Source organism: Methylobacterium sp. 17Sr1-1 (assembly GCF_003173775.1).
Taxonomy (GTDB): Bacteria; Pseudomonadota; Alphaproteobacteria; order Rhizobiales; family Beijerinckiaceae; genus Methylobacterium.
Genome location: NZ_CP029552.1, coordinates 2296339 through 2320378, shown reverse-complemented (window position 1 = coordinate 2320378; position 24040 = coordinate 2296339). Strand labels below are relative to the sequence as shown.

Annotated in this window: 25 protein-coding genes and 1 pseudogene; 12 read left to right on the top strand and 14 right to left on the bottom strand. The window is 71.9% G+C overall.

The features are described 5' to 3' along the window. Nucleotides 1-31: 31 nt before the first annotated feature. The gene (locus tag DK412_RS10485) at nucleotides 32-850 is read right to left on the bottom strand and encodes a transglutaminase family protein (RefSeq protein WP_109971906.1); all 819 of its coding nucleotides are present in this window, start codon (nucleotides 848-850) and stop codon (nucleotides 32-34) included. 245 nt (nucleotides 851-1095) lie between these two features. Next, a complete protein-coding gene (locus DK412_RS10480) occupies nucleotides 1096-2199 on the bottom strand; it encodes a cobalt-precorrin-5B (C(1))-methyltransferase (RefSeq protein ID WP_109971905.1) in 1104 nt (367 codons plus the stop codon). 68 nt (nucleotides 2200-2267) lie between these two features. Here DK412_RS10480 and DK412_RS10475 point away from each other — a divergent pair, with 68 nt between their 5' ends. After that, nucleotides 2268-3593 (top strand): cobyrinate a,c-diamide synthase, encoded by a 1326-nt coding sequence (locus tag DK412_RS10475; protein ID WP_245447545.1) that lies wholly within the window; start codon nucleotides 2268-2270, stop codon nucleotides 3591-3593. 15 nt (nucleotides 3594-3608) lie between these two features. Here DK412_RS10475 and DK412_RS10470 read toward each other — a convergent pair whose 3' ends face one another. After that, complete coding sequence (locus tag DK412_RS10470; RefSeq protein WP_109971903.1) at nucleotides 3609-4025, bottom strand: helix-turn-helix transcriptional regulator; 417 nt, start codon at nucleotides 4023-4025, stop codon at nucleotides 3609-3611. A 657-nt stretch (nucleotides 4026-4682) separates the two neighbouring features. On the opposite strand from DK412_RS10470, the gene DK412_RS10465 reads away from it, so the two are divergent. Then, nucleotides 4683-5003 (top strand): antibiotic biosynthesis monooxygenase, encoded by a 321-nt coding sequence (locus DK412_RS10465; protein ID WP_109971902.1) that lies wholly within the window; start codon nucleotides 4683-4685, stop codon nucleotides 5001-5003. An 84-nt stretch (nucleotides 5004-5087) separates the two neighbouring features. Here DK412_RS10465 and DK412_RS10460 read toward each other — a convergent pair whose 3' ends face one another. Continuing rightward, nucleotides 5088-6365: an MFS transporter gene (locus DK412_RS10460; RefSeq protein WP_109971901.1), complete on the bottom strand. Its 1278-nt coding sequence runs from the start codon at nucleotides 6363-6365 to the stop codon at nucleotides 5088-5090. 282 nt (nucleotides 6366-6647) lie between these two features. On the opposite strand from DK412_RS10460, the gene DK412_RS10455 reads away from it, so the two are divergent. Continuing rightward, nucleotides 6648-8159, top strand: a complete 1512-nt coding sequence (locus DK412_RS10455; RefSeq protein WP_109971900.1) for an undecaprenyl-phosphate glucose phosphotransferase — start codon at nucleotides 6648-6650, stop codon at nucleotides 8157-8159. A gap of 70 nt (nucleotides 8160-8229) precedes the next feature. Here DK412_RS10455 and DK412_RS10450 read toward each other — a convergent pair whose 3' ends face one another. Together DK412_RS10450 and DK412_RS10445 are read right to left on the bottom strand one after the other, a co-directional pair. Then, complete coding sequence (locus DK412_RS10450) at nucleotides 8230-8682, bottom strand: BLUF domain-containing protein (protein ID WP_109971899.1); 453 nt, start codon at nucleotides 8680-8682, stop codon at nucleotides 8230-8232. A gap of 156 nt (nucleotides 8683-8838) precedes the next feature. Further along, nucleotides 8839-9369 carry a Fur family transcriptional regulator gene (locus tag DK412_RS10445; RefSeq protein ID WP_109971898.1) on the bottom strand — a complete coding sequence of 177 codons (531 nt, stop codon included), beginning with the start codon at nucleotides 9367-9369 and terminating at the stop codon, nucleotides 8839-8841. Between the two features lie 167 nt (nucleotides 9370-9536). Between DK412_RS10445 and DK412_RS30135 the strand changes: the two genes are divergently transcribed. Genes DK412_RS30135 through DK412_RS10435 form a run of 3 tightly spaced genes read left to right on the top strand, consistent with a single transcriptional unit; the run spans nucleotide 9537 to nucleotide 11436 of the window. Further along, a complete protein-coding gene (locus DK412_RS30135) occupies nucleotides 9537-9695 on the top strand; it encodes a hypothetical protein (protein WP_162596053.1) in 159 nt (52 codons plus the stop codon). Then, a complete protein-coding gene (gene aztA, locus DK412_RS10440) occupies nucleotides 9692-10573 on the top strand; it encodes a zinc ABC transporter ATP-binding protein AztA (RefSeq protein WP_245447543.1) in 882 nt (293 codons plus the stop codon). Before DK412_RS30135 ends, aztA begins: the two co-directional genes overlap by 4 nt. Nucleotides 10574-10611: 38 nt before the next feature. Next, nucleotides 10612-11436 (top strand): metal ABC transporter permease, encoded by an 825-nt coding sequence (locus DK412_RS10435; RefSeq protein ID WP_177303147.1) that lies wholly within the window; start codon nucleotides 10612-10614, stop codon nucleotides 11434-11436. A gap of 1 nt (nucleotide 11437) precedes the next feature. Here DK412_RS10435 and DK412_RS10430 read toward each other — a convergent pair whose 3' ends face one another. Together DK412_RS10430 and DK412_RS10425 are read right to left on the bottom strand one after the other, a co-directional pair. Next, nucleotides 11438-11623 (bottom strand): DUF2256 domain-containing protein, encoded by a 186-nt coding sequence (locus DK412_RS10430; protein WP_204165540.1) that lies wholly within the window; start codon nucleotides 11621-11623, stop codon nucleotides 11438-11440. A 4-nt stretch (nucleotides 11624-11627) separates the two neighbouring features. Beyond that, complete coding sequence (locus tag DK412_RS10425) at nucleotides 11628-12494, bottom strand: formyltransferase family protein (protein ID WP_109971897.1); 867 nt, start codon at nucleotides 12492-12494, stop codon at nucleotides 11628-11630. A 194-nt stretch (nucleotides 12495-12688) separates the two neighbouring features. On the opposite strand from DK412_RS10425, the gene DK412_RS10420 reads away from it, so the two are divergent. Then, nucleotides 12689-14221: a cryptochrome/photolyase family protein gene (locus DK412_RS10420; protein WP_109971896.1), complete on the top strand. Its 1533-nt coding sequence runs from the start codon at nucleotides 12689-12691 to the stop codon at nucleotides 14219-14221. Here the strand turns inward: DK412_RS10420 and bcsS are convergent. Beyond that, on the bottom strand, nucleotides 14210-14872 hold the full coding sequence (gene bcsS, locus DK412_RS10415; protein WP_245447541.1) for a cellulose biosynthesis protein BcsS: 663 nt from the start codon (nucleotides 14870-14872) through the stop codon (nucleotides 14210-14212). The genes DK412_RS10420 and bcsS overlap by 12 nt on opposite strands. 426 nt (nucleotides 14873-15298) lie before the next feature. Between bcsS and DK412_RS10410 the strand changes: the two genes are divergently transcribed. Further along, entirely contained in the window at nucleotides 15299-15568 is a 270-nt protein-coding gene (locus tag DK412_RS10410; RefSeq protein WP_093569550.1) for an usg protein, read from the top strand. A 373-nt stretch (nucleotides 15569-15941) separates the two neighbouring features. Next, entirely contained in the window at nucleotides 15942-16565 is a 624-nt protein-coding gene (locus DK412_RS10405) for an exopolysaccharide biosynthesis protein (RefSeq protein WP_109971895.1), read from the top strand. A 794-nt stretch (nucleotides 16566-17359) separates the two neighbouring features. Here DK412_RS10405 and glcF read toward each other — a convergent pair. From glcF to DK412_RS10385, 4 genes and pseudogenes are all read right to left on the bottom strand, one after another. Then, on the bottom strand, nucleotides 17360-18703 hold the full coding sequence (gene glcF / locus DK412_RS10400) for a glycolate oxidase subunit GlcF (RefSeq protein WP_109971894.1): 1344 nt from the start codon (nucleotides 18701-18703) through the stop codon (nucleotides 17360-17362). 129 nt (nucleotides 18704-18832) lie between these two features. Next, complete coding sequence (mbfA, locus tag DK412_RS10395; protein ID WP_109971893.1) at nucleotides 18833-19801, bottom strand: iron exporter MbfA; 969 nt, start codon at nucleotides 19799-19801, stop codon at nucleotides 18833-18835. A 181-nt stretch (nucleotides 19802-19982) separates the two neighbouring features. Next, nucleotides 19983-20243 (bottom strand): annotated as a pseudogene (locus tag DK412_RS10390) (addiction module antidote protein); the annotation flags it as partial. An 81-nt stretch (nucleotides 20244-20324) separates the two neighbouring features. Beyond that, nucleotides 20325-20582: a type II toxin-antitoxin system RelE/ParE family toxin gene (locus tag DK412_RS10385; protein WP_348629399.1), complete on the bottom strand. Its 258-nt coding sequence runs from the start codon at nucleotides 20580-20582 to the stop codon at nucleotides 20325-20327. 222 nt (nucleotides 20583-20804) lie between these two features. Between DK412_RS10385 and DK412_RS10380 the strand changes: the two genes are divergently transcribed. From DK412_RS10380 to lpxK, 3 genes are read left to right on the top strand one after another with little or no spacing between them, the layout of a single operon-like run. Next, nucleotides 20805-21536, top strand: a complete 732-nt coding sequence (locus tag DK412_RS10380; protein WP_109971892.1) for a lysophospholipid acyltransferase family protein — start codon at nucleotides 20805-20807, stop codon at nucleotides 21534-21536. Further along, complete coding sequence (locus DK412_RS10375) at nucleotides 21533-22837, top strand: 3-deoxy-D-manno-octulosonic acid transferase (protein WP_109971891.1); 1305 nt, start codon at nucleotides 21533-21535, stop codon at nucleotides 22835-22837. The genes DK412_RS10380 and DK412_RS10375 overlap by 4 nt, the downstream gene beginning before the upstream one ends. After that, entirely contained in the window at nucleotides 22837-23808 is a 972-nt protein-coding gene (lpxK, locus tag DK412_RS10370) for a tetraacyldisaccharide 4'-kinase (protein ID WP_109975179.1), read from the top strand. Before DK412_RS10375 ends, lpxK begins: the two co-directional genes overlap by 1 nt. Here the strand turns inward: lpxK and DK412_RS10365 are convergent. Further along, nucleotides 23794-24015: a DUF2093 domain-containing protein gene (locus tag DK412_RS10365; protein ID WP_109971890.1), complete on the bottom strand. Its 222-nt coding sequence runs from the start codon at nucleotides 24013-24015 to the stop codon at nucleotides 23794-23796. The genes lpxK and DK412_RS10365 overlap by 15 nt on opposite strands. Nucleotides 24016-24040 lie beyond the last annotated feature (25 nt).

The window sequence follows — 24040 nt, the reverse complement described above, 5'->3', positions numbered from 1 at the left end:
GGCCGGTCACGGGCCACGGTCCTGAAACTCGTCACGTAGCGATCGGTTGTGCCTCCTGGGTCGTCACCGTGAAGTTCACGAGGGTGTTCGGCCCGAATGTCAGCGTCAGGGGGACGTCGGCCGCGTCGCGTCCGTAGGCGATCAGGATCCGGCCGATGCGCGGGCTGTTGTTGCGTGGATCGAACGTATGCCAGCGGCCGCCCAGATAGACCTCCATCCAGGCCGCGAAATCGCCCGGGGAATGCGGCGGCGGCAGGCCGATGTCGCTGATGTAGCCCGTGCAGTAGCGGGCCGGGATGTTGAGGCAGCGGCAGAAGGCGATCGCGAGGTGGGCGTAGTCGCGGCACACGCCGCGCCGCTCCTCGAAGGCGTCCAACGCCGTGCGGGTGGATCGCGAATGCTCGTAGCCGAAGCCGATGCGGTCGTGCACGTAGTCGCAGATCGCCTGCACCCGCGCCCATCCCGGCTCCGTGGTCCCGAACAGGTCCCAGGCGGTCTGCGACAGGCGGTCGGTCTCGCAGTACCGGCTGCCGAGAAGGTAGAGCAGCGTCTCCGCGGGCAGGCTTTGCACGGCCTCCTGTCGCGCCGCCGTGTCGGTCATGTCCCAGTTGCCGTGGTCGCGCACGATCGTGTCCGTCCTGAGCGTGAAGCGCCCGGTCGGAGCGACGAAGCGATTACACCAGTTCCCGAACGTGTCCCGATAGCCTTCCAGGGGGACGGCCGGCACCGTGAGCAGGTAATCCGGCTTCTCGAGATCGGAGAACCGGGAGGCGTGGACGTTCAGCATCGCGACGACCGGCGTGTCGTGCGCGAAGTCGTAGGTCATTTCACAGCCGACGTGGATGCGCATGAGGGTCCCCAGCGGAACCGGCCGGGCGCGCGCCCTCCCCGGCGGATGCAGGGCGGGTCACGCCGCCGGATCGCGTGGCCGCATCGGGATCGGGTATGGCATGAACCTGCGGTCTTTTGCAGCCCGGTTATGGTGACGTTGGGAACCGACGATCCTCATTTCGGCGCAGACTTGAATCTGGGGCAGACTTGGGGGCTGGCCGCGACCGGGCGGGCGTCGGCCATGTCGCTGCGAGGCCAAGCCGCTCACCCCACCGGATGGAACGGCGCCCGCCCGACCAGCCCCCCGTCCCGGTCGAACACCACCACCTCCAGCGAGCTGCCCGAGCCCGAGAGCGCCTTCGCCGCCGTCGCCCAGGCGTAGCGGGCGACGAGATCGGCGAGCGGCAGGTCGCTGCCTTGCGCCAGTTGCAGCACCTCCAGCGCCGTGTTCGCCCCCGCCGCCCGCCGGGCGAGGTCGGGCGCGCCGCCGGCCTCCACCACCCGCTCCGACAGCCAAGCGAGGTCGACCGGGCCGGAGCGGGAATGCAGGTCGAGGAGGCCGTGGCCGAGCTTCGCCATCTTGGCGATGCCGCCGGCCACCGTGACCCGCGGGACGGGATGGCGGCGCAGGTATTTCAGCATGCCGCCGGCGAAGTCGCCCATGTCGATCAAGGCCTGGGGCGGCAGATCGTAGAGGCGGGCCACCGCCTCCTCCGAGGTCGATCCGGTGGCGCCCGCGACGTGGTCGAGGGCGCCGGCGCGGGCGACGTCGATGCCGCGGTGGATGCTGTCGATCCAGGCGGCGCAGGAATAGGGCACCACCACCCCGGTGGTGCCGAGCACCGACAGGCCGCCGAGGATGCCGAGCCGCGGGTTCAGGGTTTTCTGCGCCAGCGCCTCGCCGCCGGGGATCGCGATCTCCACCACCACGTCCGCCGGACCGCCGAGGCCGGTCGCCGCCTCCATGATCGCCGCAGCGATCATGCGCCGGGGCATCGGATTGATCGCCGGCTCGCCGACCGGCAGCGGCAGGCCGGCCCGGGTCACGGTGCCGACGCCGGGCCCGGCCCGGAACGCGACGCCGGAGCCCGGCACGCCGCGCCGGACGGTCGCCAGGACCAGGACCCCGTGGGTCACGTCCGGGTCGTCGCCCGCATCCTTCACCACCCCGGCGAGGGCGCCGTCCTCGATCGTGCCGGTCCGCGCCAGGGCGAAGGCCGGGCGGGCGCCGCTCGGCAGCGGGATCTCGACCGGGTCCGGGAAAACACCGGTGACGAGGCCCGCATAGGCCGCCTTGGCGGCGGCGGCCGCGCAGGCGCCGGTGGTCCAGCCGCGGCGCAGGGTCTCCCGTGGTCGTGTCGCATCCATGCGGCGTGGTATCACCGCGGGCCGGCGCGGTGAATGCGCGCCGTTCGCGCGAGACAATGGAACCCGTCGTGACCGCACGCCCCGCCCGTGGCCTCCTCGTCGCCGCCGCCCGCTCCGGCTCCGGCAAGACCACCGTGACCCTCGCCCTGCTGCGGGCCCTGCGCCGCCGGGGGCTCTCGGTCGCCGGGGCGAAATGCGGGCCGGACTACATCGACCCGGCCTTCCACGCCGCCGCCACCGGCCGGCCGAGCTACAACCTCGACAGCTTCGCCATGGACGGCGCCCTCCTCGACGCGGTGGCGGGCCGGGCCGGCGCGGACTCCGATCTCCTGATCGCCGAGGGCTCGATGGGCCTGTTCGACGGCGTGGTGGCGGAAGAGGGCCGCAGCGGCGCCAATGCCGACATCGCCGCCCGCTACGGCTGGCCGGTGGTGCTGGTTCTCGACGTTTCGGGCGCGGCGCAATCGGCCGCCGCCACCGCCCTCGGGGTCCGGGCCTACGACCCGCGCCTGCGGCTGGCCGGCGTGATCCTCAACAAGGTGGCAAGCCCGCGCCATCGCCGCCTCGTCGAGGTGGGGCTGACCCGGGTCGGGATCCCGGTCCTCGGCGCGGTACCGCGGGAGGCCGCGCTGGTTCTCCCCGAGCGCCATCTCGGGCTGATCCAGGCCGGCGAGACCGCGGACCTCGACGCCCGCCTCGACCGCCTCGCCGATCTGGCGGAGGCCTCGATCGACCTCGACGCGGTGGTGGCCGCCGCCGCCGGGCGCGTCCCGGAGCCGGCGATCGGTCACCTGCCGCCGCCGCCCGGCCAGCGCCTCGCGGTCGCGCGCGACGCGGCGTTCTCGTTCGTCTACCCGCATCTCGAGGCCGGCTGGCGCGCCGCCGGGGCCGAGATCGTGCCTTTCTCGCCGCTGGCCGACGAGGCGCCGCCGGCCGGTTGCGACGCCTGCTGGCTGCCCGGCGGCTATCCGGAGCTGCATGCCGGCCGGATCGCCGCCGCGTCGCGCTTCCTCGACGGGCTGCGCGCCTTCGCGCAAACCCGGGCGGTCCACGGCGAGTGCGGCGGCTACATGGTGCTGGGAGAGAGCCTGGAGGATGCGGAGGGCACGACCCACCGCATGGCCGGCCTGCTGCCGGTCGCGACCTCCTACGCGAAGCGCCGCCTGCATCTCGGCTACCGGATCGCGACGCTCGTCGGCGGCGGCGCCCTCGGGACCGCCGGGCAGGGCCTCGTCGGCCACGAGTTCCACTACGCGAGCGAACTCACCCCGCCCCCGGGGCCCGACGAGGCCCTGGCCGAGGTGACGGACGCGGAAGGCCGCAGCCCGGGCCTCGCCGGGCACCGGCGCGGCCGGGTCAGCGGCAGCTTCTTCCACCTCGTCGGGCTGCGTTGAAAAGCAGCCCCGCCTCTACTCGGCGGCGGCGCTGTCCTCGCCGTTCACCGCCGCGGCGTGGCGACCGAGGCGGGCGGCGGAGCGGACGATCGCCAGCACCTCGCGGCGCAGCTGCTCGTCCTCGATCTGCACGTAGGCGCGCAGGAGCTCGATCGCGCCCTGGGCGCTCAGGAAGCCGAACACGTTGTCGTCGCCGGTCTCGCCGCCGGTCTGGTCCTCGAAGAAGGCCGAGACCGGCACTTCGAGCAACCGGGCGATCTCGCGCAGGCGGCCGGCGCCGACGCGGTTCTGCCCCTTCTCGTATTTCTGCACCTGCTGGAAGGTCACGCCGACGGCGTTGCCCAGGGCTGTCTGGCTCAGCCCCTTGGCCTTGCGCAGGGCCGTGATGCGGACTCCGACGAGACGGTCGACCTCAGTGGTTTGCTTGGGCATCGGTCCTCGACATCTCACGTGCTGGCTTGCCGGAAGCCCCCTCCCCGATTCCAGAGGGCCGCCGTCCCGCGTCGTCCATGCCCGCGCCGGCCGGCGCTCCCCGCTCCGGCCCCCTCGCTGACGTTCGTCACCGGGCCGGCAGCGAAGACGCCTCGCATCCGGTCCGCTCACTCCCCCGTTCGCCCGTCCCGATCCTGGCTCGCCCGCCCCGCCGGAGCGTTCGCTCCGGACCGGGTGCGGGAAAACCACTCGTCCCCGTCCGCTCGAGGCTACCCTGTCGCCAAGCTGACGACGCGGATGCGGGTCTGCCATGCAACCCAACTCACGTCTACACGCTCCGAGCGAATTCCCCAAGGGAACAAAGGTGAAAAAAATACTGAGGAGGACCGCTCGCGCAGGTGGCCCTCCGGTGGGTTCCGGCTGCCCCCGCCGGGTCACCTTGTCGATCGCGCAACGGTTCCCATCTCACCGGCCGGGCCCGCAAGACCACAGGCCGTCGACGACGACCTGTGGTTCCATCCCCGCATTGTCGCCGAACCCGGTCTTCCGGTTGTTCGGGCTCGGCATCGACGATGTCGAGTGGGTCCGACGGCCCGATGCGGGAGCATCCCGGGCCGTTAGTATGGGGCCGTGCGAACGCCGAGAGGGACGCCCGTCATGTTCATCGCCATGAACCGGTTCAAGGTCTACAAGGACGCCGCCCAGGACTTCGAGCAAGTCTGGCTCGGGCGCGACAGCCATCTGGGGGAGATGCCGGGCTTCGTCGAGTTCCACCTGCTGCGCGGGCCGGAAGCCGAGGATCACATCCTCTACGCCTCGCACACGATCTGGTCCTCGAAGGCCGATTTCGAGGCCTGGACCCGCTCCGAGCAGTTCCGCAAGGCACATAGCCGTGCCCCGGGGACGAAGCCGCTCTATCTCGGCCACCCGCAATTCGAGGGGTTCGAGACGATCCAGACCGTCGCCAAGACCGGGTAACGAAGGACCGGGTAACGAAGGACCGGGTGACGCGAAGCGGCAGGGGCGGCCGATGCCGCCCCTGCGAGGTGCATTGAGGCTCGCTTAGGCCGGCTTGGGCGCTTCGAGCCGCGGCAGGAACGCCGCGAGCAGGCCCACCGCCGGCAGGAAGGCGCAGATCCGGTAGACGAACTCGATGCTGGTGTGGTCGGCGACCTCGCCCAGGATCGCGGCGCCCAGGCCCCCCATCCCGAAGGCGAAGCCGAAGAACAGGCCGCCCACAAGCCCGACCCGCCCGGGCAGCAACTCCTGGGCGTAGACCAGGATCGCCGGCATCGCCGAGGCCAGGATCAGGCCGATCGGCACGGTCAGCGCCACGGTCCAGAACAGGTTGGCGTGCGGCAGCGCCAGGGTGAAGGGCAGGACGCCGAGGATCGAGCCCCAGATCACCACCTTGCGGCCGAACCGGTCGCCGATCGGCCCGCCCACCACCGTGCCGGCCGCGACCGCGCCGAGGAACACGAACAGGTAGAGCTGCGACTGCTGCACCGACACGCCGAAGCGGTGGATCAGGTAGAAGGTGAAGTACGAGCTGAGGCTCGCCATGTAGAAATACTTGGAGAAGATCAGCACCAGCAGCACCGCGATGGTGCCGACCACCTTCGCGCGCGGCAGCGCTCGGGCGCCCGAAGCTCCCTTCTTGCCCCGCGCGGCCCCGGCCCGGAGCCGGTCGCGGTACCAGCGCCCGACGAGGCTCAGCACCACGAACCCGGCGAGCGCCGCGACCGCGAACAGGGCGACGCTCGGCTGGCCGAAGGGCACCACGATGAAGGCGGCGAGCACCGGGCCGAGCGCCGTGCCGGCATTGCCGCCGACCTGGAACACCGACTGCGCGAGGCCGTAGCGCCCGCCCGAGGCGAGGCGGGCGACCCGCGAGGCCTCCGGGTGGAAGATCGCCGAGCCGAGGCCGACGAGGCAGGCGGCCGTCACCAGGAGGCCGTACGAGCCGGCATGGGACAGGAGCAGCAGGCCGCAGAGCGACAGCAGCATGCCGGCGGCGAGCGAGAACGGCATCGGCCGCTTGTCGGTGAACAGCCCGACCACCGGCTGCAGCAGCGAGGCGGTGAGCTGGAAGGCCAGGGTCAGGAAGCCGATCTGGCCGAAATCCAGGCTGTAGGCCTGCTTCAGGAGAGGATAGATCGCCGGCAGCAGCGACTGAATCATGTCGTTGAGGAGGTGCGACAGGCTCAAGCCCCCGAGCACCACAGCCGCGGGACCGGCCGCCGCTGCGGCCGGCGGCACGGCCCTGGTCACGACCTCCACCGGCGGCCCGGTCACCGACGCTTCCACGGCCACGCCGCCCTCGCCCGCTCGCGCATCCATTGCCCGCTTCGCTCCCCTGGCGGTCCTCGCGCGGACCGCTCCCGCCGCGTGTCCCGTCGAGGATCGGCCATCGACGATCCGGCGGGTGTGCGGCGAGCCTCCCATACACCCGCAGCAGCCGGCCGTCCCGTCCGTCCGCCGCAGGGCTGGGATGCCCCCGGTCCCGGGCTTGCTGACTGAACGGCAACCAGCCGGCGACGGCCCGGGGGACGTGCGGAAACGGCACGGTCCCGCCCGGTCCGTCCCATGCCGGCACAGACAGCGGCCACGGGTCTTCTCGCCATGCGACACGAACGGTTCCCCGGGGACGGCGACGCCCACCTCGCCGACAGCCAGCTCGCCTCGTCGGAGGCGCGCGCGGTCTGGAACGCGCTCCTGCCCCGCCGCGGCCGGGCGGCCCTGCGCGTCGCGATCGCCGGCGGGGCAGCGGCCGCCGAGCTCGCGGCAGTGGCCGTCACCGGGCTCGCCTGCGAGACGATCTACCACCTCGTCTCCTACGAGCGGGAACCCGATCTCGGCCCGCCGCTGGCGGTGGGCCTGTTCCTCGGCCTGTTCGTGGTGCTGCCGAACGTCGCCCGGGGCGAGTACAGCATCGAGAACTACCTCGCCCGCGCGCCCCGGTTCCGCCGGACGGTCAGCCTCTGGCTCTGCGCCTGGGCGGTGGTGCTGGTCCTCGGCTTCCTCAGCAAGACCACCGGCGACCATTCCCGCGTGGCGACGCTCACGACCTTCCTCGCCGGACTGCCGGTCCTCGTCGCCACCCGCCTCGCCACCGTGGCCCTGGTGCGCCGGCTCATCACCCCCCGTTCCGATTCCGCCCGCCGCATCCACCTGATCGGCTACGAGGAGGACGTGGCGAGCTTCTACGCCACCCACGACACCGCGGCGCTCGGCCTGCGGGTGATCGGCGTCAGTACGCTCCGCAGCGCGGCCCCGGGCACCGAGCCGGAGGCGCGGAAGGTCCAGCTCGCCGAGGACCTCGACCTGAGCGTGTCGGTCGTCCGCTTCCTGCGGCCCGACGACGTGTTCGTGCTGGTGCCCTGGGCCGAGGTCGAGGACCTGGAGGCCTGCGTCGACGCCTTCCTGCGGGTGCCGGTCGCCCTGCACCTGCGCCCGGGCCGGGTGATGGACCGGTTCAGCGACGTGCGCCTCGGCCGGGTCGGCCTGCTAACCGGCATCAATGTCGGCCGCGCGCCCCTCACGACGTTCGAGATCGCCGCCAAGCGCACCTTCGACCTCCTGGTGGCGTCGCTCGCCCTCGTCGCGCTCTCGCCGCTGCTGCTCCTGATCGCGGCCCTGATCCGGCTCGACAGCCGCGGCCCGAGCCTGTTTCGCCAGAAGCGCTACGGCTTCAACCAGGAGGCGTTCTGGGTGTTCAAGTTCCGCAGCATGCGCTCCGATGCCGGCGCCGTCTTCCGCCAGGCGACCCGGGACGACGACCGCATCACCCGGATCGGCCGCTTCCTGCGCCGCACCAACCTCGACGAGTTGCCCCAGCTCCTCAACGTCATCCGGGGCGACATGTCGCTGGTCGGCCCCCGCCCCCACGCGGTCGCCCATGACCGCAGCTTCGAGCGGCGCATCGCGCTCTACGCCCGCCGCCACAACGTGCGGCCGGGGATCACCGGCTGGGCGCAGGTGAACGGCCTGCGGGGCGAGACCCTGACCGATGCCGACATGCAGCGCAGGGTGGAGCACGACCTGTTCTACATCGACAATTGGTCGTTGTGGTTCGACCTGCGGATCCTGGTGATGACGGTGGTGGCGCGGAGCGCGTTCCGGAACGCGTATTGAGGAGGGCGCCACGGCCCCCTCCTCCGTTTCGGACCTGCCCACCATCGGAGCAGGCGCCTGCGCGCGCTGATCAGCCCGCGAGCTTCTGCGCCTGCCGGCGGCCTGCTTCGAAAGCCTGGAGATCCAGCGCGAGACTGACGACCTGGTCGGATTTGAGCCGGGTCGCGTCCAGCGGACCGCCGAAGCCGTGCTGAAGATACACTTCCTGCACGTCCGGCGTGCGCATGGCGCCGCCCATCGTCCAGTTCGGGAAGAGCCGCCCCGGCACGTCCCGTACGTCGATGACCGTCGCGGCGGCGTGGCGCGGGTCCCGCGCGATCCGGTCGTAGGTCCCCGTCACCTTGGCGCGCTCACCCTCCAGGATCTGGACGAACCAGGTCTTGTCGAAGATGAGAAAGCCCGTGATGCCATCACGGCTATTATTGCGCTGCGAAATGGAAAGGATCTCGCGCATGTTGGTCAACATGGCACGATCGCCGCCTTGAACGGTGTTGCGACTGTAGTAGACGAGCTGGTGGATCATGGGTGTCCCGACTCCTTGGACCGCGAGCCGCGCTCGGATGCGCGCCCGCCATCGTCATCGGATACACCGTAGGGGTACCACCCTAATGATGCTCTAACACGAACGTCTCGAGGATGCCGCGCAAGGACGCCTCGTCGCGCACCGTCGGCGATTGCTTCAACCAGCGTCCTCCCGCCCCTGGCACGCCCCGCACTCCCCCTCGATCTCGACGATCCGGCTCGCCGGCTTGAACCCCGCCTGGGCCAGGGTCCGGTCCAGGCTGCGCTCGATCTCGGCCGAGATGGTCTCGTCGACGCTGCCGCAGCTGCGGCAGATCAGGAAGACCGCGCTCTCGCCGGCGCCGTGGCCGTGCTCGCAGGGGACGAAGGCGTTGCGGCTGGCGATGCGGTGGACGAGGCCGTGCTCGGTCAGGAAGTCGAGGGCGCGGTAGACCGAGACTGCGGCGACGCGCTTGCCCGGGGCGCTCAGGCGCTCGGCGATGTCGTAGGCGCCGAGCGGGCGGCCCTCCTCGGCCACCACCTCCAGGGTGCGGCGGCGCAGGGCCGTGAATTGCAGGCCGAGATCCTGTGCCAGCCGCTCGGCCCGCGCGACGAGGTCGGCCGTCCGGGCGGGGCCGTGGGCCTCCTCTCCGTGGGCGTGAGAGTCCTGCCCATGCCCGTGATGCCCGCAGGTTCCGTGCTCGTCCATCCGCCACCCTCCCGGCGCCGTCCTACCCCAACCCGGCGGCGGTTGACAGGCCCTGTCTGTTACAGTGTAACGATCCGCGTCGGGGCAGCAGCCGGCCGCCCCTCATATGGGGTCCGTGCGCCCGCCCGCGTAAGGGCGCGAGCCGGACCCGAGCGAACGATTCGCCGATGCCGCATTCCCACGCCGATGCCCCGCGGGCCGACGCCGCCCCGCGCCCCCAGGCCGCGCCGTTCTCCCTGCTGCGGGTCGGGGTCGGGCCGCGCCTCGCCGTCGCCGCGCTCCTGTCGGCGGCTGTGTGGGCCCTGATCGGCTGGGCCATGGCGTGACGGCACCGGTCAAGCACTCTGCGCCCGGCAGCGCCCTGTCTTCCGTGCCCCGCGGCGCCTTGTCCTTTCGCGGCCTCACCCTCGGCTATGCCCGCCACCCGGCGGTCCACCACCTCGACGGCACGATCCTGCCGGGATCGCTCACCGCGGTGGTCGGGCCGAACGGCGCCGGCAAGTCGACCCTGCTCAAGGGCATCATGGGCGAGATCGCGCCGCTGGAGGGCGAGGTCGCCCGCGCGGGGCTGGCGCGGCAGGACATCGCCTACCTGCCGCAGGCCGCCGAGATCGACCGCGCCTTCCCGATCGGGGTGTTCGACCTCGTGGCGATGGGGCTGTGGCGCCGGGTCGGGCCGTGGCGCGCCCTGAAGCCGCACCGGGCCGCCGTCGAGGCGGCGCTCGCGGCGGTGGGGCTCACCGGCTTCGAGCGCCGGCCGATCGGCACGCTGTCGGGCGGGCAGCTGCGTCGCGCCCTGTTCGCCCGCGTCCTGCTCCAGGACGCGCGGGTGATCCTGCTCGACGAGCCCTTCGCGGCGATCGACGCCCGCACCACCGACGAGCTCCTGGGGCTGGTCCACGGCTGGCACGCCGAAGGGCGGACCGTGGTGGCGGTGCTGCACGACCTCGATCAGGTCGCCCGGCACTTCCCCTCGACCCTGCTCCTCGCCCGCGAGGCGGTGGCCTGGGGCGCGACGCCGGAGGTGCTCACCGCCGACAACCTGCGCCGCGCCCGCCGGCTCTGCGAGGCCTGGGACGAGGACGCGCCGGTGTGCCGCGCCGCGGCCAAGCATGATCATCAGCCCCACGATCATCAGCCCCACGACCACGGGTCGCGCGACGACCACGCGCATCACGACCATACCCACGGGCACGCCGCGTGATCGACTTCCTGACGGCGCCCTTCGTCGAGTTCTCGTTCATGCGCCGGGCGCTCGCCGGCTGCGTCGCCCTGTCGGTCGGCGCCGCCCCGGTCGGCGTCTTCCTCACCCTGCGCCGCATGAGCCTGATGAGCGAGGCGATGAGCCACGCCATCCTGCCCGGCGCCGCGGTCGGCTTCCTGTGGGCCGGGCTGTCGCTGCCGGCGATGACGCTCGGCGGCCTCGTCGCCGGGCTGGCGGTGGCGCTCTTGTCGGGCCTCATCGCCCGCTCGACGGTGCTGCGCGAGGATGCGAGCCTGGCGGCGTTCTACCTGATCTCGCTCGCCGCCGGCGTGCTGCTGATCTCGGCCCGGGGCTCGTCGATCGACCTCCTGCACATCCTGTTCGGCACGGTGCTGGCCCTCGACGACGACGCCCTGGTGCTGCTCGGCGGCATCGCCACCGTGACGCTCGCGGGCCTCGCCGTCGCCTACCGGCCGCTGGTGATGGAATGCGTCGATCCGCTGTTCCTGCGCTCGGTCGGCCGGGCGAGCGGGCCGGTGCACTACGCCTTCCTGGCCCTGGTGGTCCTCAACCTCGTCGGCGGCTTCGCGGCCCTCGGCACCCTGCTCGCCGTCGGGCTGATGCTGCTGCCGGCGATCACCGCCCGGTTCTGGGCCCTCGACCTGAGCGGCCTGATGCCGGCGGCGGTGATCCTGGCGCTCGTCGCGAGCGTGGCGGGGCTGCTCGTCTCGTACTATGCCAGCCTGCCGACCGGCCCGGCGATCGTGCTCGCCGCCGGCACCCTCTACGTGGCCTCGATGCTGCTCGGGCCCCGCGGCGGACTGGTCTGGCGGCTGATCCCGGCCCGCCACCTCGAGGCGTAGGCTATCGGGAAGGGTGAGCCTCGGGCGACCTTGGCGGCTCGCCCCGGTGCGCCGCCCGCCGGCAGGCATCCGAGCAGTAGCGCACCTCGTCCCAGACCCGCTCCCACTTCTTGCGCCAGGCGAAGGGCCGTCCGCACTGGGCGCAGATCTTCTGCGGCAGGTCGCCCTTGCGGCGCATCTTCGGCATCGGGTCAGCGCCCCGTCTTGCCCGCGTCGGCGAGCGGGATGCTGCTCCAGCGGGTGATCTGCACGTAGCCGTCCCGGGCCGCCACCAGGATCTGGCGGCGATAGGCATGCACCACCGCGCCGGGGGCGTGGCGGTGGGCCTCCGTCCAGCCATGGGCCTCCTGCACGAAGATGCGGTTGTCGTTGACCCGCGCCAGGGTCTCGATCGACCCGAAGGCCCGGACCCGGCGCAGGATCGCCGCGACCGGCTGGCGGAAGTCGAGGGTGCGGTCGAGGTCGGTGACCCGCGGCCAGTAGGCGCCGTCGCCCTGCGGCTCGGCCTTGCGCCACAGGGCGGGCAGGTCGCGGGCGATCGGCCCGCGGGCGAGCCGTGCCGCCGCCATCTGGCAGCGGGCGAGCAGGGTCTCGTGCGTCTCCGCGCCGGAAATCGGAAAAATGTCCTGCGCCAGGATATCGCCGGTGTCGAACCCCTCCTCGGCGAGCACGTGGGCGGTCACGCCCCAGCTCTCGTAGGAATCGAGGATGGCGCGGAACAGCGGGTAGGGCCCGCGCCCGTCGGGCAGCGGCGAGGGATGGATGTTGAGGGCGTAGCGCACCCGGCCCGGCCAGCCGGTGATCAGCCACGGATAGCCCGCCACCACCAGCGCCCAGTCCCGCCCGTGCTCGGCCGACAGCGCCTCGATGTCGGCGACGCGGATGCGCGAGAGCTGGATCGGCACCCGGTGCCGCCGGGCCAGCGCCACGACCGTCTCGTTCTGGTCGTAGATCCCGTCGCAGGGGCGGGAGAACAGCTTGATCGGCTGCCAGCCCGCCGCGACCAGGGCCTCGAAGACACCGCCCAGGAAGTCGATTCCCGCGAAGGCGAATTTCACGACGCGACTCCTTACCCGCCCGGTCTCGGCGAGCGGATCTCAACCCGTCCGCCCCTGCGTCGGTTCGGCCCGGCGCAACTCGCGCGCCAGGGCCTCCGATCGCTCTAGCTAGGGTTATGGTCAGCCGGAGGGGAGCCGCAATGGCGCGAGTGTTAATCAACGTTTCGCATGCCCGCATGGGAGTCTGAGCGCGCATGCGCACGCTGCGCCTCGTCCTCGGCGACCAGCTCCATCCGCGGCTCGCCACCCTCACCGACCTCGACCCGGGCGCCGACACGGTGCTGATGGTCGAGGTCGCCGAGGAGGCGACCTACGTACGCCACCACAAGCAGAAGCTGGTGCTGGTCTTCTCAGGCATGCGCCACTTCGCGGCCGAGCTGCGGGAGCGCGGCATCGCGGTCGACTACGTCGCCCTCGACGATTCGCGCAATGCCGGCTCGTTCACCGGCGAGCTCGCCCGGGCGATCGCGCGCCACCGGCCCGACCGGATCGTCGTGACGGAGCCCGGCGAGTGGCGGGTCGAGACGATGATGGGAGAATGGGAGGAGCGGTTCGGGCTGCCGGTCGAGATCCGGGACGACACCCGCTTCCTATGCCCGCGCCCGGTCTTCGCCCGCTGGGCGGAGGGGCGCGAGAGCTTACGGATGGAGACCTTCTACCGCGCCATGCGCCGGCGCACCGGCCTCTTGATGGAGGGACGCGAGCCGGTGGGCGGGCAGTGGAACTTCGACCACGACAACCGCCGCCGCCTGCCCGCCGGCCACGCCGTGCCGGAGCGCCGGCGCTTCCCGCCCGACGCGGTGACGCGCGAGGTGATGGACCTCGTCGAGCGCCGCTTCCCCGACCATTTCGGCGACCTCGACGGCTTCGCCTGGCCGGTGACCCGCACCGAGGCGCTTGAGGCCCTGCGCTACTTCCTCGACGAATGCCTGCCCGAGTTCGGCGATTACCAGGACGCGATGCGGGCCGGCACGCCGTTCCTGTATCACGGGTTGATCGCGCCCGCCCTCAATCTCGGCCTCCTCGACGCCGAGGAGGTGTGCCGGGCGGCTGAGGATCGCTGGCGCGAGGGCGCGGCCCCCCTCAACGCGGTCGAGGGCTTCATTCGCCAGATCCTCGGCTGGCGCGAATACGTGCGCGGCCTCTACTGGGCGCGGATGCCGGACTACCCCGAGACCAACGCGCTCGGCGCCACCCGCGACCTGCCGTGGTTCTACTGGTCGGGCGAGACCGCCATGGCCTGCCTCGCCGAATGCGTGCGCGACACGAAAGCCCACGCGCATGCCCACCACATTCAGCGCCTGATGGTGCTGGGCAACTTCGCGCTCATCGCCGGCCTCGCGCCGCGCCAGGTCGAGGAATGGTTCCTCGTCGTCTACGCCGATGCCTACGAGTGGGTGGAACTGCCCAACGTCCACGGCATGGCGCTCTGGGCCGATGGCGGGCTGCTCGGCTCGAAGCCCTATGCCTCGTCCGGCGCCTATATCGACCGGATGTCGGATTACTGCCGCGGCTGCGCCTACGACGTGAAGGCGAAGACCGGCGCGACCGCCTGCCCGTTCAACTACCTGTACTGGAACTTCTTGATCGGGAACGCGGACACCTTGCGCGGCAACCCGCGCCTCGCCATGCCCTACCGCACCCTCGACAAGATGGCGCCGGCGCGCCGCGACACGATCGTCGCGGATGCCGCCCGCTTCCTCGAAGGCTTATCGTCAGAGCGGTAGCCAGGCGGTGAACGTGCCGTAGGCGCCCGGGCGCCGGATCTGTTCCTCGTACACCCAGCCGGCCGAGACGCGAAGGCTCACCCGCGCCACCGCGACATCGGTGGCGTGGAGGCCGAGGCTCCACTTCCGGTAGCCGGTCCGGTCGGCGTAGAGCGCGGCCTCCGGCCCGAGATAGGCCGCGGTCAGGTCCGGGAGCCGGATACCCCAGGACACCCGGCCCCAGGCGCTCCAGCGCGCGGTCCCGCCGATCAGCGTCGCGGTGACGAGCGTCGCCTCGGTCGGCCGTGCCCACAGCTCTCCCTGCACCCGCACGCCGAGGCGCGGCGCCGGCAGCCGCCGCGTGCCGGGGCTGTCCAGCACCTCGAAGGCGAGCTCCGGTCCGGCGAACACGGCCGCGACGCCCCAGCCGCGCACCCATTGCCACCCGGCCAGCGCCCCGGCCTGCACCGTGTGGCGCAGGGTGCGCGGCGGGGCGATACCGGCCTTCGCCCGCGGATCGCCCCACCAGTCCCGCTCCGGCCGTATTCCGTAGCCGAGGGTCGCGAGGGTCACGACGCCGTCCCGGGAGATCCCGCCCGGCGCCATCTTGGCCCCGGCGCTGACGAAGCTCGAACGGCCGGCATCCAGGCTGCCGAACAGGACGGTCCGCACGTCGTCCCGCTCGTCGGCCGACGCGCAATCCGGGCAAATCAGACTGGCTGCTGCAGAGAGCAGGACGGATCGAGCCGGGGAAAGAGGCAAGGGTTCCAGGCCTGCCGTTGCGTTCGTGAAAATATCTTTTCCATAAAACGCTGCGTCAAGCCAGCGCCAGGACGACGCCACAGGCGATCGGCCGCGCCGGTGAATGCGCCCGGTGCTCGGGACGGCACCGTCTCGGATCGCGGTCGGGGCCGGAGCGGGCGCGACGAGGATCCGCGACTGTCAGCACTCGACCGCGTAGGCTGCTATTGCCTGAAAAATCAACGCATTAGACGCTATTTTTGCTTGAGCGAAACCATTGGTTAACCGCATCATCGGACCCTTGGTCGGCAAAGCGCTACGCACCCGCGAAGGATTTCCAACCCGGCAGGAGGTGTCATGGTCTCCAAGGAGTTTCGGCAGCAGATCGAGGGATACGGCCTGACCACGGCCCACATCCTCTACCGCATCCCCGACCATCCCGGCGTGCTGCAGACCTATGTCTGGCAGGATTACGACCTCGCCCCGCGCTTCCCCGTGCTCACCGGTTTCCTGGATTTCTGGAAGCGCGAGCTGGAAGGGCCGCTGCACTCGGTCCGGGTGGCCCACTCGCAGCTGATCAAGCCGGCGGAGTTCCGCGCCGTGAACGGTGTGCTCACGCTGCACTGACTCCCCGCGCCCGCCGTTTTTTTTGGCTCTGCCCTACGATCGCCCGGTTGGCCGTGTGAGAGGCCCGTCACGGCCGCGCTCGCAAGCAGCGCGGCGCTCACGTCGGTGAACCATGCACAGGCGCTTCCTCTTCGCGGCCGGGCCGCTTCGACGGCGGCTCGGCCCCCTTCCCGCCGCCGGGCCCGTCCGCGCCGATCTCGGAGCGGGCACCACCCATGCGCGCGGGTTGGCCCGGGCGGCGGAGTGGGCTAGAGGGGGCCGGGCGACCCCGGCCCGGGGCGCCGCGACCCCGCCGGCGAGCGTCGCCCCCGCTTTCGAGGGCGCCGCGATCCCGCCGGGGGGCGCCTCCCCGGCACCGGACGGCCAGAGCCCCGTGACGCAATTCGCCCGCACTTCCGAGGTCCTGACCGTCCTCGCCGCCCAGGAGACCGAGCGGCTGACCGTCGGCGACATCGTGGCGGTCCTGCGTGACCGGGCCTTCGCCCTCCTGGTCGTGCTGCTCGGCCTGCCGAACTGCCTGCCGATGCCGCCGCCGATCCCGCTGATCTGCGGCCTGCTCCTCGCCCTGGTGGCGGCGCAGATCGCCGCCGGCATGTCGGCGCCCTGGCTGCCGCGCGCGCTGCTCGGCCGCTCGATCGCCCGCTCCGACCTGCAGCGCGCCGTCTCCCGCGCGGTGCCCCTCCTGCGCCGCCTGGAGCGCTGGTCGCGGCCGCGGCTGCGGGTGTTCGAGAACGACATCGGCATGCGCGCCATGGGCCTGCTGATCCTGGCGCTGTCCCTGGTGCTGATCGTCGCCGCCCCGCTCGTCGGACAGATTCCGCTCGGTCTCGCGGTCACCCTCGTCGGCCTCGGCCTCGTCGAGCGCGACGGCGTCGTCGTGGCGGCGGGTCTCGGGATCGGGATCCTCGGCGTGCTGCTGAACCTCGGCTTCGTCTACGCGGTGTTCACTGCCGTAATGGGGCTGTTGAACCTGGGGGCTGCGGCGGCCGGGGCCTGATCCGATATCCGCATCGCGACGCAATCATACCAACGGTCGTTGGAAACGACCTTTGGTTCGAGTCTCGGATTGTCGCCAAGACCCTGGCTTGGCATCGGAGATCTGAGATGAGTCAACGGCCTCGTCGATCTCGGGCCCGCCCGAGATCGACGTTGACGCGTCAGCATCCTAGGCCGTCGGTATCAATCGGAAATCGTATCAGACCGGCGCAGCTCGCGGCGTCCAAGCCTGCCCGGTCTCATCGACATCATTCACTTCCAGTGTCATTCCGGGCTCCCCTGCGCGGCCCCGGAATGACACTGGAAGTGGTAACACTGCCGGCTCCATCGAACGGGCTTTCACACGTCGCCTGTGAAAACCGACCTATCGGACTAAAGGTAAGCCGGCAAAGTTTTCTGGCGAGCTCGGCCTTCGAGTGCGGCTCACGAGGCGCCTGGATCGTGATTCGAGACGCAGCCGTGCCGTGCCGGTGAGTGTCGTCAGCGTGCGCGGGTTCTCGCAGCGGATCCGCACCGACTGGCCGCAGGCCTGGCAAACAGGGTTCGGGACCTGCTCGCAATCGGCGCTGCGGAGTTGTGTGCGGGACATGGGCGCCACCTCCCGTCCACCAGCCGACACCCGCACCTCTTCAGACAGCAAACTTTGCCGTCCTAGAGCAAGAGCCCCTTCCCTCTCCGAGCCATGCCGGGATCGCCGGCATGGCTCGGAGCGTGAATCCCGCGCTCGATCCCGAAAGGGATTTTCCCGGGGATCCCCACCTTTCGCCGAGAGAGGAGAACGTCCGCGCCCTGTCCCTACTCCGCCGCCACGAGCGCCGGCCGTTTCTCCGCCACCCCGTCCAGCGCCGCCGGCCGCGGGCCGCCGGTCGCCCAGTCGAGCAGCTCCACCGTGTGGACGATCGGGATGGCGGTGCCCTTCCCGATCTGCGTCGCGCAGCCGATATTGCCGGTGGCGATCACGTCGGGCCGGACGCGCTCGATATTGGCGACCTTGCGGGCGCGCAGGTGCGCGGCCAGCTCCGGCTGCAGGATGTTGTAGGTGCCGGCCGAGCCGCAGCAGATATGACCTTCGGGCACGTCCTTCACGGTGAAGCCGGCCCGCGCCAGGAGCGCCTTCGGCTCGGTGCGCAGGCCCTGCCCGTGCTGCATCGAGCAGGCGGAGTGGTAGGCGACGACGAGGTCGGTCTCGACGACCGGCTCGGACAGGCCGAGGCCCGTCACGTACTCGGTGACGTCGCGGGCGATCCCCGCGACCCGGGCGGCCTTCGCCGCGTAGGCCGGGTCGTCGCGGAACATGAAGCCGTAATCCTTGATCGTGGTGCCGCAGCCCGAGGCCGTGACCACGATCGCGTCCAGCCCCTCGCCGTCCATCTCGGCGATCCAGGCGTCGATGGTGCGCTTCGCGAGCGCGTGCGACGAGTCCTCGTGGCCCATGTGGTGGGTGAGCGCGCCGCAGCAGCCCTCCCCCCTGGCCTGCACCACCTCGACGCCGTGGCGGTTGAGGAGCCGGATCGCCGCCTCGTTGAAGTCCGGCCGCAGCACGCTCTGGGCGCAGCCGCGCAGCAGGGCCACCCGGCCGCGGCGCGGGCCGGCGGGCAGGAAGCGGCCGGGCTTGTCCTGCGCCGAGCGGGTCGGCAGCGCGGCGGGGGCGAGGTCGAGCATCGCGGCGAGCCGGTTGCCGACCTTCGGCATCCTCGACGCGATGCCCCTGAGCGGCCGGCCGAGGGTGGCGCCGAGCAGCGCGAGGCGGAAGCGGTTCGGGTAGGGCAGCACGCGCGCCAGCACCGCCCTTAAGAACCGATCCTCGACCGGACGCGAATAGGTCTTCTCGATATGGGCGCGGGCATGGTCGACGAGGTGCATGTAGTGCACCCCCGACGGGCAGGTGGTCATGCAGGACAGGCAGGACAGGCAGCGGTCGACGTGCTTGACCACCTCCGGGCTCGCGGGCTTGCCCCCCTCCAGCATGTCCTTGATCAGGTAGATGCGCCCGCGCGGCGAATCGAGCTCGTCGCCGAGCAGCAGGTAGGTCGGGCAGGTGGCAGTGCAGAAGCCGCAATGCACGCAGGTGCGCAGGATCTTCTCCGAGGCCGCCATGGCCGGGTCGGCGAGCTGCGCGGGGGTGAAGCTGGTCTGCACGGCGGTTCCTCGGGGCGGGTCCTTGGGGGCGATTCTTCAGCGCCTTCGCCTGCCTTTTCTAGACCATTTTCAAGGTGGCGGGAGCGGCTTTCGGGGCCGCCTCCCGCGCACGGTGCCGCATGACGACATCTACGCGCTGCCGATCGCGACGCCGGCGAGCAGGACCAGGACGCCGCCCAGCACGACCTGGAGGGCGGCGCGCCAGAACGGCGTCTCCATGTAGCGGGTGCGGATGGCCGAGATGGCGAGCAGTTCCACCGCCACCACCAGGGCGGCGAGCACCGTCGCGATGGCGAAGGCGTTGGTCCAGGAATCGGGCACCAGGTAGGGCAGCGTGTGGCCGAGGCCGCCCACCGCCGTCATGATCCCGCAGACGAGACCGCGCAGCCAGGGCGAGCCGCGCCCGGTGATGCTGCCGTCGTCGGACAGGGCCTCGGTGAAGCCCATGCTGATCCCGGCGCCGATCGAGGCGGCGAGGCCGACGAGAAAGGTCTGCCCGTTGTTGTGGGTGGCGAAGGCGGCGGCGAAGAGCGGCGCCAGCGTCGAGACCGAGCCGTCGATCAGCCCGGCGAGGCCCGGCTGGATGTAGCGCAGCACGAACAGCCGGTGGGCGGCCCGGGCCTCCTCGGCGGCGGCATCCCCGGTCTCCTGCTCGGCGGTCAGCGCCTCGGCCCGGCGGCCGTGGCCGCGCTCGATCTCGGCGAGGCGGGTGAAGAGCTGGCGCACCCCGAGATCGCGGGTGAGGTCCGCCGCCCGCTCGTAGAAGCCGGCGGCCTGCGCCTCCATCGCTTCCGTCTCCCGCCGCATCCGGCCGGCATCGAGCCCCTGCCACCAGAACGGGCGGCGACGCGGGAAGCCGCGCACGTCCTCGCGCCGCAGCGGCGGCAGGTGCTCGCCGAAGCGCTCGCGATAGGCCGCGTAGAGGTCGTCGCGATGCCCCCGCTCCTCGTCGGCCATCGCCTCGAACAGCCCGGCGGAGCCCGGCAGGTCGGCCCGCAGGCTCTCGGCGAAGCTGCGATAGATGCGGGAATCCTCCTCCTCGCTGGCGATGGCGAGGGCCAGCACCTCGCGCTCGGTGAGATCGGTCAGGGCTTTCATGCGCGCGATCCTGTTTGGAATGGATCCAATCTATAGATTGGAGCCATTCCAAACAAGGCTTTCGTGGATCTCGGTCTCGCTCTGCCTTGCAGGTTGCGCGCCGCCCCGTTCGACGACCCGGCGCAGGTTCGCCATTCCTGACTGCCGGCAACCCCTGCCCGATCTCAGCCAGGACCCCTTCTCACGCCGTATCGCCGATCGGCGTCACGGTCAGCTTCAGGCCGAACGACCTCAAGACGTCGAGAGCCGTCGCGAGCCGCGGATTGCCCTTGTCGGACAGGCTCCGATAGAGGGCCTCCCGCGCGAGGCCCGTGTCCTTCGCGACCTGCGACATGCCCTTGGCCCTCGCGACATCGCCGAGAGCTGCCGCGGTCGTCGCGGGGTCGCCATCGTCGAACACGGCATCAAGGTATTCGGCGACCCTCTCCGGTGTCGTGAGAAAATCGGCTGCGTCCTAGGGGGTGACTTTCGCCATCATCTTGCAAGATCCTTCGCTCGTTGACCGTCCTTCGTCTGGCTCGATTTATCCCCGCCGCAGACGAGAAGGATGACGGTTTTTTCCTCTCTGCGTGAAATGGATTCGATATCTGGGACCATGATCGATCCGCAATTCGCTGCCGCCGTCACCGATCGGCCTCACGTCGCCGAGATGGCCCGTCGAGAGTCGGCGGAGCCGAGCCGTAAACCGTGCTTGGGCGCGAATGTCTCGAAGCCGGTCGAGCCAGGCCGTGACGATATCGGTCTGCTGGATCTCGAACACACCAAGTTGCAACCTGTACATTACAGTCGCAAAAGTGTGCATCGAGGCTCCCGGCCCGGACGGGACGCTCCCCCCTCGCTCCCCACGGGTGCGGTGCCGCACGCTCCGTCACGCCCCCACAACCTGACGGCGGTTGCCTCGCGGGCCCGAACGGAGCATGACGGCGCCCGGATTCGCGGGGCCCGCGCCGGACCGGATTCGCCGCATCTCCCCTGAAGCGTTCCCCCTCCACGAAGTGGCCGAATGAGCGTCGTCACCCGCATCGCCCGCAGCCGGGCGGCCCAGGAGAGCCTCGGCTTCCTCGGCGCGAGCTACCTGAAGCTGGTGCGCGGCACGAACCGCTTCAGCCTCGATCCGCCGGCGGCCTACGACTGGCTGTCGCCCCTGCGGCCGTTCATCATCGCCATGTGGCACGGTCAGCACCTGATGGTGCCGTTCGTGCGCCGGCCCGAGGACCGGGCCGCCACGATGGTGTCGCGCTCGGTCGACGGCGGGGTGAACACCGCCGTGCTGGAGCGGATGGGCGTGCGGGTGATCCGCGGTTCGGGGGCGCGGCGGGCGAGCGACATGTGGGCCAAGGGCGGGGTGTCGGCCCTGCGCGGCTGCCTCAAGGCGCTGGAGGACGGCGAGACGGTGGCGTTCAGCGCCGACGTGCCGAAGGTGTCGCGGCGCTGCGGCGAGGGCATCGTGATGCTGGCGCGGCTCTCCGGCCGGCCGGTGGTGCCGACCGCGGTCGTCACGAGCCGCTACCTCCAGTTCGACAGCTGGGACCGGGCGAGCCTCGGCCTGCCCTTCGGCCGTGGCGTGATGGCCTTCGGCGAGCCGATCACGGTCGCCCGCGACCTCGACGCCGCCGGGATCGAGGCGGCGCGCCTGCGCATCGAGGCCGACCTCAACGCGGTGCATGCCCGCGCCTTCGCGCAGGTCGGCCGGATCGATCCGGTGCACACCCGCAAACAGGCCCCCGCCCGATGAGGCGCGACGACGTGCCGGCGCTGCTGCGCGCCTATCATTACGGCCTGATTGCCGGCGAGCCGGCGCTCGCCGGCCTGCTCGCCTGGCGGCGCCGGCGCGGCAAGGAGGATCCCGTGCGCCTGCCCGAGCGCACCGGGCGGCCGGGCAAGCCGCGGCCGGCCGGGCCCCTCGTCTGGGCCCACGGCGCCAGCATCGGCGAGGCCCTGTCGCTCATCGGCCTCGTCGAGCGCCTGACCCGGCGCGGCTTCTCCGTTCTCGTCACCTCCGGCACCCGCACCTCGGCGGAGCTCCTGGCGCGGCGGCTGCCCCGCGGCGCCCTGCACCAGTTCGCGCCCCTCGATGCGCCGCGCTACCTCGCCCGCTTCCTCGACCATTGGCGGCCGGACCTGGCGCTGGTCGCCGAATCGGAGCTCTGGCCCAACACCATCCTGGCCCTGCACGAGCGCGAGGTGCCGCTGATCCTGGTCAACGGGCGGATGTCCGAGCGCTCGGCCCGCGGCTGGGCCCGCACCCCGGCGGTGGCGCGCGCGATCCTGTCGCGCGTCGCGCTCTGCCTCGCCCAGAGCCAGGAGGAGGCCGAGCGCTTCGCACGGCTCGGCGCCCCCCGGGTCGAAGCCGGCGGCAACCTGAAATTCGACGCAAGCCCCCCGCCGGCGGATCCCGAGCAGCTGCGCCAGCTCGGCGGGGTGATCGCCGGGCGCCCGGTCTGGCTCGCCGCCTCGACCCATCCGGGCGAGGAGGCCGCCGCCACCGCGGCGCACCGGGCGCTGGCGCGGCGCTACCCCGACCTCCTCACCATCGTGGTGCCGCGCCACCCCGACCGCGGTCCGGCGGTCGCCGCCGACGCGGCGGCGGCGGGCCTGCGCGTCGGGCGCCGTGCGACCGGCGGCCAGCCGCACGACAAGGTCGACCTCTACGTCGCCGATACGGTGGGCGAGCTCGGCCTGTTCTACCGCCTGTGCCCGCTCGTCTTCGTCGGCGGGTCGCTCGCCCGCCACGGCGGCCAGAACCCGATCGAGCCGGCACGCCTCGGCGCCGCGATCCTGTCCGGGCCGCACGTGCGCAACTTCGCCCAGGTCTACGGCGCGCTCGAGCGCGCCGGCGGCGCCCGGATCGTGCGCGACGGGCAGGAGCTGACGGCGGCGGTCGGCCAGCTCCTCGCCGATCCGGCCGCCCGCCGGGCGATGGCGCAGGCCGGCGCCGCGGCGATCGAGAGCGCCGGCGGCGCCACCGACCGGGCGATGGCGGCGATCGAGCCCTTCATCTGCCAGTTGAAGATCGCCGGGCGGTTCGCCTCGTGATCCGGGCGCCGGGCTTCTGGTGGCGGGCGGACCCGGCTCCGGCGGCCCGGCTACTCGCACCCCTCGGTGCCGTCTACGGCGCGCTCGCCGCCCGCCGGATGGTGCGGGCCGGCGCCGCGCCGCCCTGCCCGGTGGTCTGCATCGGCAACTTCACCCTCGGCGGCGCCGGCAAGACGCCGACGGCCCTGGCGGTCGCCGGCCTGCTCGGCGCTCTCGGCCGGCGCCCGGTCTTCCTGAGCCGGGGCTATGGCGGGCGCCTGCCAGGGCCGGTGCAAGTGGATCCCGCGCGCCATGGAGCGGAAGAGGTCGGCGACGAGCCGCTGCTGCTCGCTCGCGCCGCTCCGGCGATCGTCGCCCGCGACCGGGTGGCCGGCGCGCGGGCCTGCCGCGCGGCTGGCGCCGATGTCATCGTGATGGATGACGGGCTGCAGAACCCGAGCCTCGCCAAGACCCTGGCGATCGCGGTGGTCGACGGCGCGGTCGGCCTCGGCAACGGGCGGGTGTTTCCGGCCGGCCCGCTGCGGGCGCCGGCGGTGATGCAGTGGCAGCGTGTTCACGCCGCCCTGGTCGTCGGCGAGGGCGCGCCCGGCGCCTGGGTGCTGGCGGAGGCGAGGGAGCGTGGTCTGCCGGCCCTGCGCGGCCGGCTCGAACCGGATCCGGCCGCCGCCGCGTCCTTGCGCGGGCGCCCGGTCCTGGCCTTCGCGGGGATCGGCAGACCAGACAAGTTCTTCGCGACCCTGCGCGAGGTCGGGGCCTCCTTGCGCGAGACCCGCGCCTTCCCGGACCATCACGCCTTCACGGCGGCCGAGGCCGAGGCCCTGGCGGCGGAGGCGGCAGCCAAGGACCTCGTGCTGGTGACGACCGAGAAGGACCGGGTGCGGTTGCCTCCCGCCCTGCCGGTCGCGACGCTGCCGGTGAGGCTGGCGCTCGAGGCGCCCGAGGCGCTCGGCGCCCTCCTACGCGGGCTGTGAGCGCTCGCGCAGGCGCACCATCACGGCATCGGGATCGGCATAGGCCTCCTGGCGCTCGACGCTCCAGTAGCGCAGGGCGTCGAGGGGGATCTCGACCCCGGTCACCGAGCAGCGCACGAAGCGGCCGGGCCGCACCACCCGCAGGTTGCTGTCGCCATACTCCACGACGGCCTCGCCGGACCCGCCGCGCTCGAACCGTCCGAGCATCGGAAAATATCCTTCTTGGTGGAAA